The following is a 17,410-nucleotide window of genomic DNA, read 5'->3' on the forward strand; positions in this document are numbered from 1 at the left end:
TCGCGGCCCTGGTCACTGTGCACATCGTTCGCTTGGCGCCGAGACCGGGGGAGGCGCCGGCGGTGGCGCACCAAGAGCTGGCTGAGGCGGAGAACTCAGTTACTCAATGCCCATAGCGTGACGGACATGGCCCGCAAACCCTACAGGATCGAAAACATGTGCAAAATGATTCAAACCGGGCATGGACACAGGATGAATACTCGGCACGGCATCTATTAGCGCTTCTGCAGACTTGAGAAGAAATGGGGAAGTCGCAGTGCCGACGAGGACGGCGGTAGACCTCTCCACCAGGGGTGCATACCTGCTTGCACCACTTCCAAGTGCATCGATTTCGCGAAGCTCGCGAACCCAGGTTGGGGCAATTTCGAGGAGAGACGGCCAGGAGGAGCTGTTCGCCATCGCTTCTACCTCAGCGTCCGAGGCACGGACAAAGCTACGTAACCCCAGCCGTAGTGCATCATCATTGTTTCCTGCCTCGATAGCGTTCCGATACTCGACCCATGGTTCCCCCGCAACTGGCTCATCTACAGCAAGTGGTGGTTCAAATGCAATGATCGGATGATGTCCTTTCGACTTCAAGGCATACTCCAGAACGCACAAGGCACCATACGAGTGGCCGAGAATTGTTGCACCTTCACCTGCGATCTGCAGAATCGCCGCAAGGTCATCCATCTCCGTTTGCATGGAGTATGAGGGGGAATCACCGCTAGACCCGCGGCCGCGACGATCGTACACATAACAGGTGACATCACCGCTTAATTCCTGGACCGCAGGCTCCCACTGATCTTTACCTGCAAGTGATCCGTGGGTGATCACAAGGGCTGGACCAGTCCCAACCTCTATGTAAGCAAGCTTGGTGCCGTCAGAACTACTCGCGAGCTTTTCCTGATTTTCCACGGTACTCCTTAGCGCGGTGCGCGGGGGACAAGCAGCGCAGCGATCAAGCCGATGCCCGCTGCAATCGCCCAGACAGAAAAGTTGGCAAAAGTGCTCAACGCCATGGAAACCAGCACTCCACCACCGGCAATAGCAATCACTGCACCGATTCGACCAATGCCGAGGGTCAGTCCCAGCGCACTTGCTCGTACATCATCAGGGTAGAAGGTGGCGACGAATCCGTTGACCAGAATCTGGGCACCAATCGAACCGAAACCAACCACTGCAACTAGCAAATACATGGCCCACAGTGGGAAGATACCAGTGCCCATGAGTACCAGAGCCGTACCGGAGGCGATGAAAGAGAACATCACCATCGCGCGAGGCCCTACGCGGTCAGCTAGCCGAGAAGAAACAAGCACACCGAAGACTGCACCAACGTTTGTCGTCAGCAAAAAACTGAGCGACGAATTGATCGAATAGTCAGCCATGACGAGCAACTGGGGCATCCACGTGTTCAAACCGTACACGAGCGTTTGGCCTGCGATTCCAGCAAGACAGAACAGTAGTGTTGCCACAATAAAGCGACTACGGAACAGTTCAGCCATTGCGGATTTTCGCTTGGGCTCGTGGTCGAAGCGTTTCGCATCATCCGTTGCAGCAGTTGGCGGGTAGGGATTCAGACCATGCTGCTCGAGAACAGCATTTGCCTCTGCGACATCGCCCTTGGAACGCAAGTACGCCGGAGATTCGGGCATCAAGAAGAACACCAGCGGCAGGATCGTCACCAGAGGCAAGGCACCGATGGCCAACATGCCACGGAAGCCGATATGAGGAAGGAGCAACATCGCCAGGATTGCAGCCATGATGCCACCAAAAGCGTACCCAGAAAACATTAAAGCGTTATTGAAGTTTCTACGTTCGCGGCGTGAGAACTCAACGGTGATCGCAATAGCCGTTGGAATCACTCCACCCAAACCTAGTCCTGCCAGGAATCGGAAAGCACCAAACCAGAATGGTGAGGGAGCAAATGCGGTAGCCACCATTAACAGGGAGAAGGCGATGATCGAAGCGATCAATACTTTTCGACGACCGATGACATCGGTCAAATACCCGACGATGATCGCGCCAATGAACATACCTGCAAGAGCATAACTGCCATATGCGCCGGTCTGAACAGGAGTCAGCCCCCACTCCTCGTAAGCTAGGAGGGCTGGAACGATGGTTCCATAGACGACAAGGTCGTAACCATCGAAAACGATTGTTAAGAAACAGAGAAAGATAACAAACCCAGCCGAGCGGCGTGGTTTGCTTGTTGCAGGCGACGTTGATGCACGCCTACTCTCTGCGGATTGATTCGCGGTGGAGGAAGTCATTAATAGCCCCTTTTGCGTGACACTGTTTGACACAAACGTGAATGCTTGTTGCACGTAGAGTATGCCAGCGAGTGGCCCACAGCACAATGGGGGCACTGTTGTGAGGAGGAGTAAGTCAATGAATGCACGCGAAGTCATCTTCGATGTTTGCGGAGATTACCTGCGCTACCTGGACGAACCGCCAAGGCTAAGCGTAATCTCACAACTCTTAGAACCACTTGGGTACACCCCCACGAATATCCGCATGGCACTATCCCGAATGCGGAGGAGCGGCTGGTTCATTACCGAACGCGACGGCCGCGAAGCCCGCTATCGAATAAGCGAAAAGACCATCAAGTTCCTCGATGATGGATACACTCGGATTTTTAGCCTTCCGACCCAAACTTGGGGCCACCAATGGGTCTTGGCAGATGTATCGGACAAGGACCTTTCACGCTCCGACAAAGACCGACTTTTCAAGAAACTCGAATGGGAGAGATTTGCTCCCATGACCGGGAATTTTTGGGTTTCCGCACTTCAGGATGTAAATGAGTCTCGGCAGGCCCTAGACCGTGCCGGGGTCGAGGAATTTTCCATCGCTACGCTGCGCACCGAGTCACTCGAGAAAGACCGCAAGATTGCACGCCGCTGCTGGGATCTAGAAGAACTAACGCAAGCTCGATCTGCCTTCCTCTCCAAGTGGACGCCAGCTATGACCGATGAGGGGCTGTCACCATTACTGGCTTACCAACGACGTATCACTCTTATCAGTGACTATCGCCGGATTGTCCACCAAGACCCGCAGTTACCTGCAATTTTGCACCCGACCGGCCCCTCCCCCCTCGTGGCCCACCAAGTCTTTGTGCAGGTGCACGACTTCCTAGCGCCCCTGGCTACCGCTTTTGTATCTTCCGTCAACACGCCGATAGAGCCGTAGAATTCCGCACCCCCACTTGTAACAGATATTGCCTGTATGGGATTTGCGCGTTACAGTTGTGGTGAGATTTGGAACACATAAGACAGTCACTATCGGGAGAGTCACTATGAAAATTGCAATCATCGGAGGGGGCCCCGGCGGCCTTCTGGCTGGTAAACTCCTCAAAGAAGCAGATCCATCCCGCACCGTCGAGGTGTATGAGCGTGGACGCGAAGAAGATGTTTTCGGCTTTGGAGTCGTCTTTTCAGACGCAACGTTGAGCTACATCACCGAGGCTGATGAGACACTTGATGAAACGCTGCGCGACCTAGGAAAGCACTGGTCCCGGATCGATGTTGTCGCTAAGGGCGAAACGCACTCCTTCGAGGGCAACGGTATGTCCGCAGTACACCGTCGTGATCTTCTCGACCGCCTACGCAACAGTGCCCGCTCGATCGGCGTTGACCTCATGTTTGAGGCTGAGCGAACCATCGATGACTTCCCAGACTATGACTTGATCGTTGCTGCAGACGGCACTAACTCGGCAGCACGACAGGCAGTCGGCGAGGAAGTGCTTGGCCACACTCTCGACATTGCAAGCGCAAAGTTCATCTGGTTCGGCACCACGAAAATCTTTGACGGGCTTACCTTCCTTCACAGGAAGAGCGAGCACGGAAACTTCGCGGTGCACGCTTACCCAATCAGCAATGAGCTGTCCACGTTCATCGTTGAGGCTAACGAAGATGCCTGGCGCAACGCAGGCCTCGATGAGTTCGATGTCACGCAAACCCCAGGTCCATCTGACATGAAGTCAAAGGAATACCTAGAGACGCTCTTCGCAGATGAACTTGATGGCGGCGAAATCGTAGTAAACAATTCTCGTTGGTCCAACTTCCGTGGTCGCGCGACCAAGCGCTGGTACAAGGGCAACGTCGTTTTCCTCGGCGATGCCATCCACACCGCCCACTTCTCTGTCGGATCTGGCACCAAAATGGCCATGGAAGATGCCATCGCACTCGCTGCTGCTATCAATGAAAACCCAGACAACATCACGCAGGCACTAGTCGCTTATGAAGAGGCTGCGCAGCCACGCGTCAACAAGGTCCAAAAGTACGCCGCACCTTCCCTCGCATGGTGGGAGCACTTCGAGCGCTACTACGATGCTTTCGACCCGTTGACCTTTACCACCCACTTCTTTACCCGCTCCATTCCGCTGAGCAAGATTGCTAAGCGAGATCCTGAACTGGCTACCGCGGCTACTGAAGCATGGCTCAAGGAATTTGGAAACGATCCGATCACCTCCACAATTTCACTCGGCGGTTTTGATTTCACCGGACGTGTCTTCCAGCTCAACGGTGAAGTCCTTAGCCAGCAAGAACAGAATTTGGATATCCAGGCCAACGGCGGTGCAATCATCGACGCACCGAAAGAGACCACCGATATCCCCGCTGTAGCAGAAAATGTCAAGAACGCTGCTTTCGTCGTTATCCGCGATGGCGACCCACTGAACAAGCGCTTGCTTTCTGAGGAAATTCGCCTCAAACACAGCATTCCTACTCTTCTCACGTTCGCAGCAGACGAATTCTCCGACGACATCGCAAACACCGAAATCATTTCTCGTCGCGCAGACGCCATCGTAAGGAATTAATTATGAGCTCCCATTCTCTAGATAGTCTTTTCAAGCCACGCGGTATCGCCGTCATCGGCGCTTCAGAAAACCCAGACAAGCTCGGCAGCATCATGATCCGATCCCTGTCTAATTTCCCAGGTCCTGTGGTTGGTATTAACCCAAAGGGTGGCGAAGGTCTTCACACTTCCGTCGCAGAAGCAGTCGAAGCAGTAGGCCCCATCGACCTGGTCATTTCATGCGTCCCTGCCCCAGCGACCGCCAACGCACTACGCGAAGCATCCAAGGCCGGTGCAACGAGCTCTCTTATTTGCTCCGGTGGGTTCGCTGAAGCAGGCGGCGAGTTCGACAAGTACGAAGCTGAGCTCCAAGCAGCTATCGACGAAACTGGTATCCGGGTTCTCGGCCCGAATACTTCTGGATTCTTTCTCCCGGGTGAAGATCTGTTGGCCTGCTTCGTACCAAGTGTCAAGTTGCTCAAGCCCGGAAAAATCTCCGTCATTTCCTCCAGTGGTGGGGTTAACTTGGCCTCTTGCTACAGCCTTGCTCGCCTCGGACAGGGTGTCCGCCTAGGTGTTGGCATTGGTGGAGCGATCAACGTCACCGCAACTGAAGTACTCGAGTATCTCACCGAGGACGAGGCGACCGAGGTTGTTGCTCTTCACATCGAGAAGGTCGAGGATGGGCCACGACTGCGTGCTGCTGTAGAAGCCGCCACAAGGAAAAAGCCAGTTGTCGCTCTCGTCATCGGCCGCACCGACATCAAGGAATTTGCACGGCGCCACACAGGCTCTCTGGACACGTCATGGGAGCTCACCCGCTCTGTTCTCCGCAACGCAGGCGCCGTCGTCGTCGATACTGAGCAAGAGATGGTTGAGTCCGCTGTCGCGCTCACCGGAAAGCGCATTCCTCCGAAGAAAAACCCACAAGCATCTTTCGTTACCGGACAAGCTGGTCCCGGAATGATCATTGCAGACCGCCTGCAGACCGACGGTGTCGATCTTCCATACCTCGACAGCTCCATCGTGGATGCTATTGGCGAGATTCTGCCACCGATGACCCACTTCAAGAACCCGGTGGACACCGGCCGACCAGCGCCAGGCCTGCGCAAGATCATCGAAATTACGGCTCGCGACGAGCAGCTCGATGTTCTCGGCGCATTCGCAATCGTCGAAGAAACACTTAACCTAACAACAGAATTCGTTGAATCTGGTGTCACCCACCTCCCAGTACTTGCGTCTGTCGATGGTCCTTCCGAAACCATTAGCAAAGCCATGGAAATTGCTAACCAACAGGGTATTCCACTGCTTGTCGGCCCAACCAGTCTGGCTGTGGGCATCCGCGCACTGGTTGAAGACTCGCGAGCACGCTATGCAGCCGAGTTGGAACGCATCGAAGGTGTTGCTGCGACTGACAGTGCGAACCTTGCAACGAGTTCCGGAGCCTCGGCAGGCACCACCACTCCTGCCGACGGAGTTACTCTCATCGCAGAGGCCCGCCACGACGACATCTTCAGAACCACAGTTTCACTGCGACTCGGTGCAAACCGCACTCCGGCAGAGCACGCCACACCGGTGTTCAAGGGACTAGCTCAACGCTTGATCACTGCCGTGGCAGATGCAGATGAAATTAATCGATTTGGTGCCCTCAGCGAAGCGAACTGGCAACCAGTCGATCAAGTCTTGGCGTCCCTCGCCAAGACACTTGAGGAGAATCCACAGACAGAACAAGTTTCTGCAACACTACAGGTCAGTAAGAACGGTGTCATTGTGTTGGATTCTTCGCTAAGCTAATCCCCACGAATAACCGCTAGCGCGGTTCCCGACTCACGGAGGTGATCATGTGATTCACAAGCCCATTTCTGGACTCGTCCCTTGGCCTGCAGACGAAGTGAAGCGATTCCGTGAGTCTGGCGTGTGGAAAGAACGCAATCTCGTAGACACTATCGACCAGGTTGCGCTATCCCACCCTCACAAAATTGCCGTCGCCGACGTAAAGCACGGCGTTTTTCTCAGCTATGCCGAACTAGTCGAAAGCTCAAAGGTGGCAGCACTTCGACTCCACGAAATGGGTTTCCGTGACCAGGACCACGTAGTCTTCGCACTCCCTAACACCTGGCATTTCGTCGTCAGCCTCCTTGCGTGTGCACGCATCGGAATCATTCCAGCAATGGCACTGGCTGAGCACCGAAAGCACGAACTGACTCACATCTGCTCCCATACCCAAGCCAAAGCACTTTTCGCGCCTGCGGAGTGGCGAGAATTTGATTTCGAAAGCTTAGCCCTCGACGTCGCATACAATGTCGCATCCATTGAGAAGATTTTCTGCTTCGGAGACAACAGTCCACAAACTCACAACCTAGATGCATTACTTACCCCACCAGAAGAGCACGAAAATTGTTCAAAACTGGCCGAACTTGCAACTCCCAACCCCTACCAACCAGTAGTTTTCCAGCTTTCAGGCGGAACCACCGGTACGCCGAAACTGATCTCGCGTACGCACAACGATTACGTCTATAACATTGAGAAATCCGCTGAAGTCTCTCACCTCAACGAGAACAGCGTCCTCCTGTCTTGTCTCCCCATTGCACACAACTTTGGTCTAGCGAGCCCTGGTGTACTTGGTGCGCTTTACTCAGCCGGAACAGTCGTCCTCTCTGCCTCCCCAAATCCTGTGAAATGTTTCCCGATCATTGAAGAACACGGTGTCACTATCGCCGCGATGGTCCCGGCAGTAGCGCAAAGGTGGATTGACTACCAAAACGAGAAACGAACTGACCAGATCAAATCTCTGGAAGTCATCCAAGTTGGCGGTGCACGCATGCCGGATGAGAAGGCTCCTGAAATTCAACGTGTCCTCGGTGCCCGACTGCAACAGGTCTATGGAATGGCAGAAGGCCTGATCAACATGACCCGCCTCGACGATCCAGAGGAAATAATCCTCACTACTCAAGGCCGCCCCATCAGCCCCCTGGATGAAATCCGAGTGATCAACGCCGCAGGTGAAGAAGTTGATGATGGAGAACGAGGCCTTCTCATTACCCGCGGACCATACACTCCCCGTGGGTACTTCGACGACCCCGAAGCGAACGAACGATCCTTCATCGACGGATGGTACTGCCCAGGCGATGTCGTTGAGAAGCTCCCAGATGGAAACCTCCGTGTACACGGTCGCGACAAAGACATAATCAACCGCGGTGGCGAAAAAATCTCGGCCGAAGAAGTTGAATCCGTCTTGTACCAACTCACCTCAATCGAGCAAGTGGCCGTCGTCGGTATGCCTGACGAGTTTTATGGCTCTCGCGTGTGCGCCTACGTAAAACCCAAAGCGGGACAGCGTGTGACGCTGGAAGAAATAACTGCACATCTTTCCGAAATCGGAATTGCCCGCTTTAAATACCCCGAGCGGCTAGAAATTGCCGAATCATTACCGATGACAAAAATCAAGAAGATCGACAAAGTCAAACTTCGCAAAGATGTCGAAGAGAAGCTCAAGTGCGGCGAATAGGAGACTACACTCTCCACCATGACCCGCACTCTTTGGGCTGTCAGCGACCTGCATGTGACGTTCGCGGCCAACCAGGCGATCGTCGATAAGCTGTCTGGGCCGCACGACTGGCTGATCGTCGCCGGTGACGTCGCCGAAAAGATCCCCGATATTGTGCGCGCCATGAAATCGCTGGTCCAGCGCTTTGCCAAGGTGATCTGGGTGCCAGGCAACCACGAATTGTTCAATCGCAAATCGGACCGCATTAACGGCAAAGCGCGCTACCGCGCCTTAGTCGGTGAGCTGCGCGCGATTGGCGTGGTCACTCCCGAAGATCCGTTTCCGGTCTTCGGGCCGGTGACAGTATGCCCATTGTTTACGCTCTACGACTATTCGTGGCGCCCGCTGGGGCTCACGGCAAAGCAAGCTATTGAGCGCGCCACAGTAGTGCTTGACGACGAACTGGCCATCTCCCCATACGTCAACGTGGAGCAGTGGTGCCGTGAACGAGTTGAGTACTCGCAAGCACGGTTGGATGAAGTGAGCGGGCCGACGGTACTGGTGAACCATTGGCCTTTGGTTGTGGAGCCAACGCACCGACTGCGCTCGCGCGATGTCGCCTTGTGGAGCGGGACTGATCTCACCCGCGATTGGGCGGTAAAATATCGCGCGCAGATGGTTGTGCACGGGCACCTGCACATTCCCGCGGAAACGCGGGTGGATGGGGTCAGCCACGTGGAGGTTTCACTGGGAACGCCTTTTGATCCGCCTCTGCCTGCGAGTTTTGCGTCGCGGCCGTGGCCATTTCCGGTCGTGCGAGTGTAGGTGGGCTTCTACCGCCTCGTTGACGGTGAGCCAAGCTGCCACAAAGGAAACCAGAACATCGCGAGTGCAGTCTAAAAGGGCATGACGCCGAATGAACTTATCAGCCAGCTGGCCCCTGCAATGCTCAACCTACGCCGAGTCGCACTTGAGGACACAGACCTGGCAAGCGAAATCCTCCGGGCATCTCGTGCCCATTACCGGTACGTGGTACCTGCAGCGCAACGTGTGGGGCAGCTTAAGCTGGCACCAAAAACGCATGGTAAAGATCTATTGCGCAGGCCATTCAGCATCAAAGTCAGTGGTGGCTGGACGATCCACACCGCTTTACTGCATGGAACCGCGGGATTGTTCAATCGTGTCAGATTTGGTGGAGTAGCGAAGATCCTCGTCGGCAAACTCTTCACGCACTGCTTCGATCTTTCCGGCGGCGAAACGGTTCATCACCAGGGCGATCGCGCCGTCGCCGGTGACGTTGGCTGCGGTGCCAAAGCTATCGATCACGATGTAGGCGGCGATCATCAGCGCAATCAGGTTTTCATCAAAGCCCATCATCGAGCCCAGCAGGCCCACGGCCGCCATCACAGCACCACCAGGCACGCCCGGCGCGGCAACCATGGTGATGCCCAGCATAAACAGGAAGCCCATGGCTTTGCCAGTGGAAACGTCCATGCCAGTCATGTAGATAATGGCAAATGCGTACAGCGTCAGCTTCATCATGGAACCGGCGAGGTGGATCGTCGCGCTCAGTGGAATGACGAACCCTGCGACATTCCTGTCTACGCCATTATTCACAGTGGAGCGCAGCGTCACGGGGATAGTGGCCGCAGAAGAGGAGGTTCCGAGTGCCGTGAAGTAGGCCGGCAGCATGTTCTTCATCGCCACCAACGGATTTACCCCGGCAACTACTCCGGCGATGAGGAACTGCAAAATCAACAACACCCAAGTCATGATGACTGCTAGAACCAGCACCTTCCCGAAGGCTGCCATGGTGGATCCCAAGTTTTCGTTCATTCCCAAGTTGAGGAACATGCCAAAAATGAACAGGGGCAAAAGTGGGATTACAAAGGATTCGATCACCTTCATAATCACGCGCTCAAGATCGCGGGAGGCGGAGTACAAGGTGTCGGACTTCACGGCGGTCATCGCAAGACCAACACAAAAGGCCAGCACGAGTGCGGTCATCACTTCGAACGGAGCCGGAATCTCAATGGCGAAGAAGGGACTCAGGTTGCCCTCATCGATGTCATCGACGGCGGTGATCAGGGTGTCGTCGGCAAGCAACCATGGGTACAGCGTCACGGACAGGCCGTACGCCATCAAGCCTGAGATGATGGTGGAACCGTATGCAACTCCGGCGGTAATGCCGAGCCACTTGCCGGCGCCGCGGCCAAGGCCTGCAATTGCGGGCGTGATCAGGGCAAAGATGAGGATCGGCACGAAGAAGCCGAGGAAGTTGCCAAACAGTGAATTAAACGTAACGAAGACACGCGCCAACCACACAGGGAAGAACTGACGATGCTGTTGCAAAGTTGGGGCAGTAGAAAGACCGGCGTGAAATAATCACAGCCATGGGTATCTTCTCCGGTCGTCATTTCCCCCGTGACATCATTCTGTGGGCAGTGCGGTGGTACTGCCGCTACGAGGTGAGCTGACCTAAGATCTGGAGGAAATGATGACTTCAGCGGGGCGTGCCGGTCGATCACACCACGATTCTCACCGCTGGGTCCAGAAATACGCCCCTGAGCTGGACAAGCGAACTCGGTGGTACCGGCAGGTACCTGACTGGCAGGCCAGTTCCTGGCGGGTGGATGAGACCTATATCCGGGTCGGCGGAAAGTGGTGCTACCTCTATCGGGCGATCACCGCCGGTGGGCAGACCCTGGATTTTTACCTCTCCCCGAAGCGTAACGTCGCGGCAGCGAAGCGTTTCCTGGCCAAGACCCCGCGGTCGAACGCCTCCGCCGGGTCCCCGCGGGTCATCAACACCGACAAGGCACCAGCTCTGGCCAAGGCAATATCCGAGCTGAAGGCGGAGGGAATCTGCCCTCAGACGGTGGAGCACCGGCAGGTGAAATACCTGAACAACGTTCTCGAGGGAGATCATGGCCGACTTAAAAGAATCCTGGGGCCGAAGGGAGCGTTCAAAAACCGAATTTCCGCCTACCGGACGTTGAAAGGGATGGAAGCGATGCATTCATTACGGAAAGGCCAGGGCACGATGTTTGCCTACGGGCAACCGAACCCGGACGCGGTGATCGTCAACCGGGTCTTCGAGACGGCCTGAGAACGCCAACCCGCAGCGAGCATCAGAGGATGAAGACTGGGTCGTCACGGCTCTCCGCCTGAAGTTTGCAACAGCACCACACCAGGAATGCCGGCGCACCGTGTTGTAGCGGGTGCACCAGCGGAATACGTCCCGGCGGCAGCGCAAGTGGTTGGCAAAGGTCTTGGAATCCTGGAGCACTTCCCGTTTCATCGTGGCGTTGAAAGACTCGGCCAAAGCGTTATCCGCGCTGGTACCAATCGCTCCCATCGACTGCCGGATACCTAATTCTGTGCAGGTGTTCTGGAACGCGCGGGACGTATAAACGCTGCCGTGGTCCGAGTGAAAGATCGCACTTCTAAGGCTCCCGCGCTGGCCCTTAGCCATGGTCAGCGCGTCCTGAACCAAGCTAGTCCGCATATGGTCCGCGATCGCAAACCCCACCAACCGTCGAGAATAGCAGTCAATAACGGTGGCCAGATACATATTCGATCCGTCTGCGATCGGCAGATAGGTGATATCCCCGACGTAAAGGCGGTTGGGCTTGTCAGCGGTGAATTTCCGGCCGACAAGGTCAGGAAACACTGTTTTGGTTTTGTCCGACACGGTGGTGGTGACCTTGCGTTTCTTTGTGTAACCAAACAGCTTCAAGGACTTCATGACTCGCGCGACCCGCTTATGATTCACCGGCTCATGCCCCACCTGGTCTTGGAGTTCAGCGGTAATGCGCTTGGCACCATAACAGCCACGTTCTTTCGTGAATACGGCAGTGACTCGAGCACCGAGAATAGCATCGTTGATCAGGCGTTTCTCACGCCCAGGAGAGGTAGTTTTCCATTTGTAATACGAGGACCTGTTGAGGCCCAGGACCTCGCATAACCGCTTAACCGAATGGTTCTTCTGGGTGTCATCAACGAACCGGAAGCGGATCACCAGTTCGTCTCTTCCGCGAAATCTTTTGCTGCCTTGCGCAGGATGTCACGCTCTTCCCTCAGCCGGGCGTTTTCGCGTTGTAGTTGCCGGATCTGCTCAGCTTCGGTCACTGAAGCAGAGGGGGATTTCTCAGTCGCAGGGCTGGTGGCATGGGTTTCGGTTCCATGCTTTTTCACCCAGTTCGCCAGGGTAGCCCGGTTGATCCCGAGATCGGTGGCTATGGTGTGGATTGAAGCCCCCGGGGAGTTCTCGTACAAGGCCACGGCGTCGCGCTTGAACTCCTCTGTGTAGGTCTTGCTTGGCATGGTGGCAGATTACCTTTCGGTCCCAGATTGGTGGGATGTTAGGTGTCCACCAAACGGGGGTCAGGTCCCAGGTTCATTTCGTACCTAGTTAAGCTTTTAGGTGTCAAGCCCCGGGTCTCTCCGTTATGATTGTTTCACCGTATAGATAAATTCCGGTTAGAGTATCAATTGTGGAAAAAGTATATGGCAATAGAATCCCGTCCGCTTACCGGTGGACAGTAGGATTACTAGTGGCAATGTCCCTTATTTTTTTGGTAACAGTTACTTTTAGTGGCCTAGTAAACCCATTGCCATCGGTAATTCTTACTATTATTTGCTTAGTGTTCGTGATCATTTACTGGAGAGCTGGTACCACAGTGTCTGCAAATTCAAATTCGGTGCAGTTGCAGTTGCCACCGTTGTGGAGAAAAACAATCCAGTTCGAAGAGATCCGGTCGATTGCTGTGGAGCCAATAAAACCCCTCGAACGGGAGTGGGGAAATCGGGGATCCTTGAAGCGTGGCGGAGAGATCTTTATCGATGCTGGGCAATCAACGAGCTGCCTGGCTTTTTATCTTATTGACCGCAAGGTAATTCGTATTGGAGTTTCTTCTCTGAAACGTGGGCAAGAGATTGCGAATGTTCTTGAATCCCATAGAGAAAAATCTTCTACTGTTGTTAATTGAAAATGCGTTTGGAAGAGTCATCCATTGTTCTAAGCGTCTCACTGCGGTTGGGGACGACATATTTATTGATGCTGTAAACCTGTAAATATGTTGCGAGAGATGGGCGCTCGCTACAACCACAGTGGCAACTCGGATTATTAGTGCAGTTATGTTAAAGGCTAGATGGTTGGACTAGTTAAATCACGAATGGGAAATTTTACTCCTCCCTTATTCATTAAAATTGTGGATGCTGTTGCAAAGTTGGGGCAGTAGAAAGACCGGCGTGAAATAATCACAGCCATGGGTATCTTCTCCGGTCGTCATTTCCCCCGTGACATCATTCTGTGGGCAGTGCGGTGGTACTGCCGCTACGAGGTGAGCTGACCTAAGATCTGGAGGAAATGATGACTTCAGCGGGGCGTGCCGGTCGATCACACCACGATCTATCGCTGGGTCCAGAAATACGCCCCTGAGCTGGACAAGCAAACGCGGTGGTACCGGCAGGTACCTGACTGGCAGGCCAGTTCCTGGCGGGTGGATGAGACCTATATCCGGGTCGGCGGAAAGTGGTGCTACCTCTATCGGGCAATCACCGCCGGTGGCCAGACCCTGGACTTTTACCTCTCCCCGAAGCGTAACGTCGCGGCAGCGAAGCGTTTCCTGGCCAAGACCCCGCGGTCGAACGCCTCCGCCGGGTTCCCGCGGGTGATCAACACCGATAAAGCACCCTCCTTAGCCAGGGCAATCGCCGAGTTGAAGTCAGAGGGAATCTGCCCGCCAACAGTGGAACACCGGCAGGTGAAATACCTCAACAACATCCTGGAAGGCGACCATGGTCGGCTGAAGCGGATCCTCGGGCCGAAAGGCGCGTTTAAGAACCGGACATCTGCATATCGGACGTTGAAAGGGATGGAGGCGATGCACTCATTGCGGAAAGGGCAAGGCACGATGTTTGCCTACGGGCAACCGAACCCGGACGCGGTGATCGTCAACCGGGTGTTCGAGGCTGCCTGAGAACCCCGACCCGCAGCGAGGATCAGAGGATGAAGACTGGGTCGTCACGGCTCTCCGCCTGAAGTTTGCAACAGCACCCTTAAGGACTAGTAACGAGAATGGGAGACCAGCCGTCGCGAAGTCTTAACAGGGAAGTTGCCTATCCCCGTAGTTGCTCAAGTGACGTCGAGTGAGTCCCATAGGTACCCATAGGTATTGGTGGGAGTACTTGGAGTACGGTGCCGTTCGTTCTTCGTTGCGTTCCAAGAATCACGTGGAATCAGTGGGGCATGGACACGTTCAAGTCCACCCGTCACAAGAGGAACTGGACTAGTTGGAAGAGATCAGATTTTTGCGAATGCCGGAAGAATTGTTCACTCGGTAGCAACGTGACAAGCACGACGAGTTGTTGAAAACGGTCATAACGATTAGTCGTTGTGCGTGACACGAGTTCAAAGTTTTGGTGCTGCCGCGAAAGTCGCGGGCAGGACGTCCTTGCCCCGTGTGATTGTCACGTCCTGGCGTTCGTTTGCGCTTGCGCGCCCTGACGTTTTGAGCGCTCTATGTTGCCCATACTGAGACGCGAATACGCCGGTGCGGTTGCCTGGCACAAGCACTTCCGCTGTTTACTCGCCGGTGTTCATCCCTCTGACCATGTGTTACAAGCGCTTAGTTTATGGTCCATTTGCACGAGAAGTGCTCAGGGCGTCCAGGTGGTCATCGTGCTGGCTAGAGGAGAGAGCGTGGGAAAACTCTTGGCAGCGGTGCCAGTACGCTTTCGCATACCATCAATCCTCGCTGCTTATCTAGGTGAACTGCACGCGTCTTTTCAAGCGATTTTTCTTCCACTCGTCTACGTGCTGTGCATACCCGCAATCGTACTAACAGTAGGACGAACAGAGGCAAAGGTGCTCAATTACTCAGAAGGGGGTATTGCTACATGGGATTTCTCTGTGCTATTTGCGCTACCTCTCTTTTTCATTGGCTCCGTATCTGCTGCGGCGTTGATGCTGAACTGGAGAGACGCGAGTATTACTGAGGAGAGTTTGGCCAGGCTGGGGGTGCCATTGAAAGTGAACCAAACAGTGCGCTATCTGCTCCTGCCTACCTTCATCATTTTTACCGCGACAATGCTCATGGTTATTTCTTCGGTAGCGGTGGCTGTCTACCATTCCGTGGCTCTGGGAGGTTCAGTCAATGACGGAATCTCTGGCTTGCAGATTGGATTCTCCCTGGCATTAGCAGTCACATTGTGGATTCTGTATTTGGCCATTGGCTTCGGTGAGATTTCCTACAAAGGTCTTAAGTCTACGAAGACCTTTTCGAGGCCTCAATTGCGCTAAGTCTGTTTAGGGAGTCGTACCACTATGGCAATTTGTTGATCGGTCCTCGATCGTAGTGAGGTTGCCCTCGTCTAGTGGGCTCCCAACTTGTACGTATCATGCGTCCGTAAGAGGACAACCACGCAAAGAATATATGCTGGATACGCAGTCATCAAGAACAGGTGTTTCTAGGAGGTCGCGTGAAGCTAAGTTACGCTATAACCATCGTCTTGGCTCTAGCGTCTATTGGATTGCTTATAGCTAATGTCACGTCTACCTTTGTCCCACTTTCGTTGGCCAATTTAGCGCTGATTGCTTTCGCGTTTGGTTCCTTGAAGCCGAAAACTCATCGTTAACTGACACTAGTCGGATCGTCAGGTCTGCTAGTGGATCGGTTTTGTTATTGATGAAAACTGGGTAGCACGTCCAAGACCACCGGGTCGACGGGTTGTCCCGTCTACGTGAATCGGCCTGAGTTTTGTGGAGACTACGGGCAAAAGCCTTACTGGGCTTTTCGTGCGGTGTTGATGTCCTCGTAGTCCTGCTCGTATTCGATCGGGGGAACGTCACCGATCGACGAGTGCAGACGCTGGTGATTATACCAATAGATCCAGGATGCCGTTTCCGTTTCGATCTCCCGGGCATCCCTCCATGTGCGTGCGGGGTCGAGGTCGATGAGCTCAGTTTTGTACAGTCCGATCGTCGACTCCATCATCGCGTTGTCCAAGGCATCACCGACCGAGCCGATCGAGCCCTGGAGTCCGGCGTCTGCCAGCGCGTCGGTAAACGCCAGCGACGTGTACTGGACCCCAGCGTCCGAATGGTGAACGATGCCGGTGGCGGTGAAATCCATGCGGGTGCGTTTGCGGCTGAACAACGCGTGTTCCAGGGCCATGAGCACCATCCTGGTGTCCATGACGGTGGTGACCACCCAGCCGAGGACCTGCCGCGAGTAGGCGTCGACGATGAAGGCGACGTAACAAAAGCCCTCCCTGGTCCAGGCGTAGGTGAAGTCCGCGATCCACCACTGATCCGGATGCCAGGGGTAGGTCCACCGACGGTCCACCAGGTCTGGGTGCCGGCGGTGCGCAGGATTGGCCACGGTCGTCTTCTTGCGGTGCATCCCGCGGGACACACCACGAATACCGGTGATCTTCATCAGTCGTTCCACCTGGTCACGACCAATAAGCATGCCGTCACGGATGGCTGCTTTCCAGAGCTTGCGCCGGCCATAGACCTTGCGGTTGTCCTCCCACAATCGGTAGATGCGGTGGGCGGCGTAGGCCTCATCCAACTCGGCGTCGGTGGGGCCGAAGCCGCGGGACTGGTGGGCGTAAAAGGTGCTCGGGGCAATCGCGATGCCGTGGGCAGTCAAGGTCTCGCAGATTGACTCGACCCCGAAGCGGTTCCGGTAGGTGCGGATGAAATCCACGACTACCGAAGTTTGCGGTCGAGCTCCGCCTGGGCGAAAAAAGCTGACGCCGTCTTGAGGATGTCATTGGCTCGTCGCAGTTTGGCGACTTCCTTGGCCTGCTCCTCGTAGGCAGCCTGGAGCTGCTCGTAGGACAGGGAGCCGGGCTGGGGTGCTTGTTCCTGTTGTTCTTGTTTTCGGACCCAGTTGCGCAGGGTGGATTCCTTTACGCCGAGTAGTTCGCCGATTTCTCGGCGGGCGGCTGCTTTGGAGATGTCGCCGTCTTCGAGACGTTCGAAGTACATGCGTACCGCGCGTTGTTGGGTGGCGGTGTCGTACTTGCTGGGTCGTGCCATGCTGATCGTCCTCCTAGGGTAAAATCTAGTCTCCGACCAACCCAGGCCGCCTCAACGCGATGAGGCGAGAACCATGACCGGGTAGAACCCCTCGCCAC

The 17,410-nt window shown here is 55.0% G+C and carries 11 protein-coding genes, 3 pseudogenes and 1 other annotated feature; of the genes and pseudogenes, 9 read left to right on the forward strand and 5 right to left on the reverse strand.

From position 1 onward, the window contains the following. Positions 1 to 99: 99 nt before the first annotated feature. Together QP027_RS12165 and QP027_RS12170 are read right to left on the reverse strand one after the other, a co-directional pair. On the reverse strand, positions 100 to 897 hold the full coding sequence (locus QP027_RS12165; protein WP_284825129.1) for an alpha/beta fold hydrolase: 798 nt from the start codon (positions 895 to 897) through the stop codon (positions 100 to 102). An 8-nt stretch (positions 898 to 905) separates the two neighbouring features. Continuing rightward, positions 906 to 2,252 (reverse strand): MFS transporter, encoded by a 1,347-nt coding sequence (locus QP027_RS12170; protein ID WP_284825130.1) that lies wholly within the window; start codon positions 2,250 to 2,252, stop codon positions 906 to 908. Between the two features lie 118 nt (positions 2,253 to 2,370). Here QP027_RS12170 and QP027_RS12175 point away from each other — a divergent pair, with 118 nt between their 5' ends. The 5 genes from QP027_RS12175 to QP027_RS12195 all read left to right on the forward strand — a co-directional run bounded on the left by QP027_RS12175 (position 2,371) and on the right by QP027_RS12195 (position 9,085). Next, positions 2,371 to 3,168, forward strand: a complete 798-nt coding sequence (locus QP027_RS12175; RefSeq protein WP_284825131.1) for a PaaX family transcriptional regulator — start codon at positions 2,371 to 2,373, stop codon at positions 3,166 to 3,168. A gap of 106 nt (positions 3,169 to 3,274) precedes the next feature. Next, complete coding sequence (locus QP027_RS12180; RefSeq protein WP_284825132.1) at positions 3,275 to 4,795, forward strand: FAD-dependent monooxygenase; 1,521 nt, start codon at positions 3,275 to 3,277, stop codon at positions 4,793 to 4,795. A gap of 2 nt (positions 4,796 to 4,797) precedes the next feature. Further along, positions 4,798 to 6,567, forward strand: coding sequence for a CoA-binding protein (locus tag QP027_RS12185; protein WP_284825133.1), 1,770 nt, complete (start codon positions 4,798 to 4,800; stop codon positions 6,565 to 6,567). Between the two features lie 49 nt (positions 6,568 to 6,616). Beyond that, positions 6,617 to 8,281: a (2,3-dihydroxybenzoyl)adenylate synthase gene (locus QP027_RS12190; protein ID WP_284825134.1), complete on the forward strand. Its 1,665-nt coding sequence runs from the start codon at positions 6,617 to 6,619 to the stop codon at positions 8,279 to 8,281. 18 nt (positions 8,282 to 8,299) lie between these two features. Beyond that, on the forward strand, positions 8,300 to 9,085 hold the full coding sequence (locus QP027_RS12195) for a metallophosphoesterase family protein (RefSeq protein ID WP_284825135.1): 786 nt from the start codon (positions 8,300 to 8,302) through the stop codon (positions 9,083 to 9,085). Positions 9,086 to 9,409: 324 nt separating this feature from the next. Here QP027_RS12195 and QP027_RS12200 read toward each other — a convergent pair whose 3' ends face one another. Next, positions 9,410 to 10,612 (reverse strand): dicarboxylate/amino acid:cation symporter, encoded by a 1,203-nt coding sequence (locus tag QP027_RS12200; RefSeq protein WP_284825136.1) that lies wholly within the window; start codon positions 10,610 to 10,612, stop codon positions 9,410 to 9,412. Between the two features lie 41 nt (positions 10,613 to 10,653). Between QP027_RS12200 and QP027_RS12205 the strand changes: the two are divergent. After that, positions 10,654 to 11,369, forward strand: a pseudogene (locus QP027_RS12205) (IS6 family transposase). Between the two features lie 27 nt (positions 11,370 to 11,396). Here QP027_RS12205 and QP027_RS12210 read toward each other — a convergent pair. Continuing rightward, positions 11,397 to 12,586, reverse strand: a pseudogene (locus QP027_RS12210) (IS3 family transposase); the annotation flags it as partial. A 170-nt stretch (positions 12,587 to 12,756) separates the two neighbouring features. Between QP027_RS12210 and QP027_RS12215 the strand changes: the two are divergent. The 3 genes and pseudogenes from QP027_RS12215 to QP027_RS12225 all read left to right on the forward strand — a co-directional run bounded on the left by QP027_RS12215 (position 12,757) and on the right by QP027_RS12225 (position 15,566). Continuing rightward, positions 12,757 to 13,251, forward strand: coding sequence for a hypothetical protein (locus QP027_RS12215; RefSeq protein ID WP_284825137.1), 495 nt, complete (start codon positions 12,757 to 12,759; stop codon positions 13,249 to 13,251). A gap of 279 nt (positions 13,252 to 13,530) precedes the next feature. Beyond that, positions 13,531 to 14,244 (forward strand): annotated as a pseudogene (locus QP027_RS12220) (IS6 family transposase). A 722-nt stretch (positions 14,245 to 14,966) separates the two neighbouring features. Then, complete coding sequence (locus QP027_RS12225) at positions 14,967 to 15,566, forward strand: hypothetical protein (RefSeq protein ID WP_284825138.1); 600 nt, start codon at positions 14,967 to 14,969, stop codon at positions 15,564 to 15,566. A gap of 481 nt (positions 15,567 to 16,047) precedes the next feature. Here QP027_RS12225 and QP027_RS12230 read toward each other — a convergent pair. Further along, a protein-coding gene (locus QP027_RS12230) for an IS3 family transposase (protein WP_284824707.1) occupies positions 16,048 to 17,312 on the reverse strand; the annotation gives its coding sequence in 2 pieces (ribosomal slippage) (positions 16,048 to 17,021 and positions 17,021 to 17,312; 1,266 coding nt in all). Further along, positions 16,891 to 17,022, reverse strand: a sequence feature (AL1L pseudoknot). It overlaps the preceding gene by 132 nt. Positions 17,313 to 17,410: the final 98 nt, after the last annotated feature.

Origin of the sequence: Corynebacterium breve (assembly GCF_030252165.1) — a bacterium.
GTDB classification, from domain to species: Bacteria; Actinomycetota; Actinomycetes; order Mycobacteriales; family Mycobacteriaceae; genus Corynebacterium; species Corynebacterium breve.

Coding starts and splice junctions, on each gene's coding strand:
- QP027_RS12170 (WP_284825130.1), bottom strand. CDS start 2,252: ATGACTTCCTCCACCGCGAATCAATCCGCAGAGAGTAGGCGTGCATCA.
- QP027_RS12175 (WP_284825131.1), top strand. CDS start 2,371: ATGAATGCACGCGAAGTCATCTTCGATGTTTGCGGAGATTACCTGCGC.
- QP027_RS12180 (WP_284825132.1), top strand. CDS start 3,275: ATGAAAATTGCAATCATCGGAGGGGGCCCCGGCGGCCTTCTGGCTGGT.
- QP027_RS12185 (WP_284825133.1), top strand. CDS start 4,798: ATGAGCTCCCATTCTCTAGATAGTCTTTTCAAGCCACGCGGTATCGCC.
- QP027_RS12195 (WP_284825135.1), top strand. CDS start 8,300: ATGACCCGCACTCTTTGGGCTGTCAGCGACCTGCATGTGACGTTCGCG.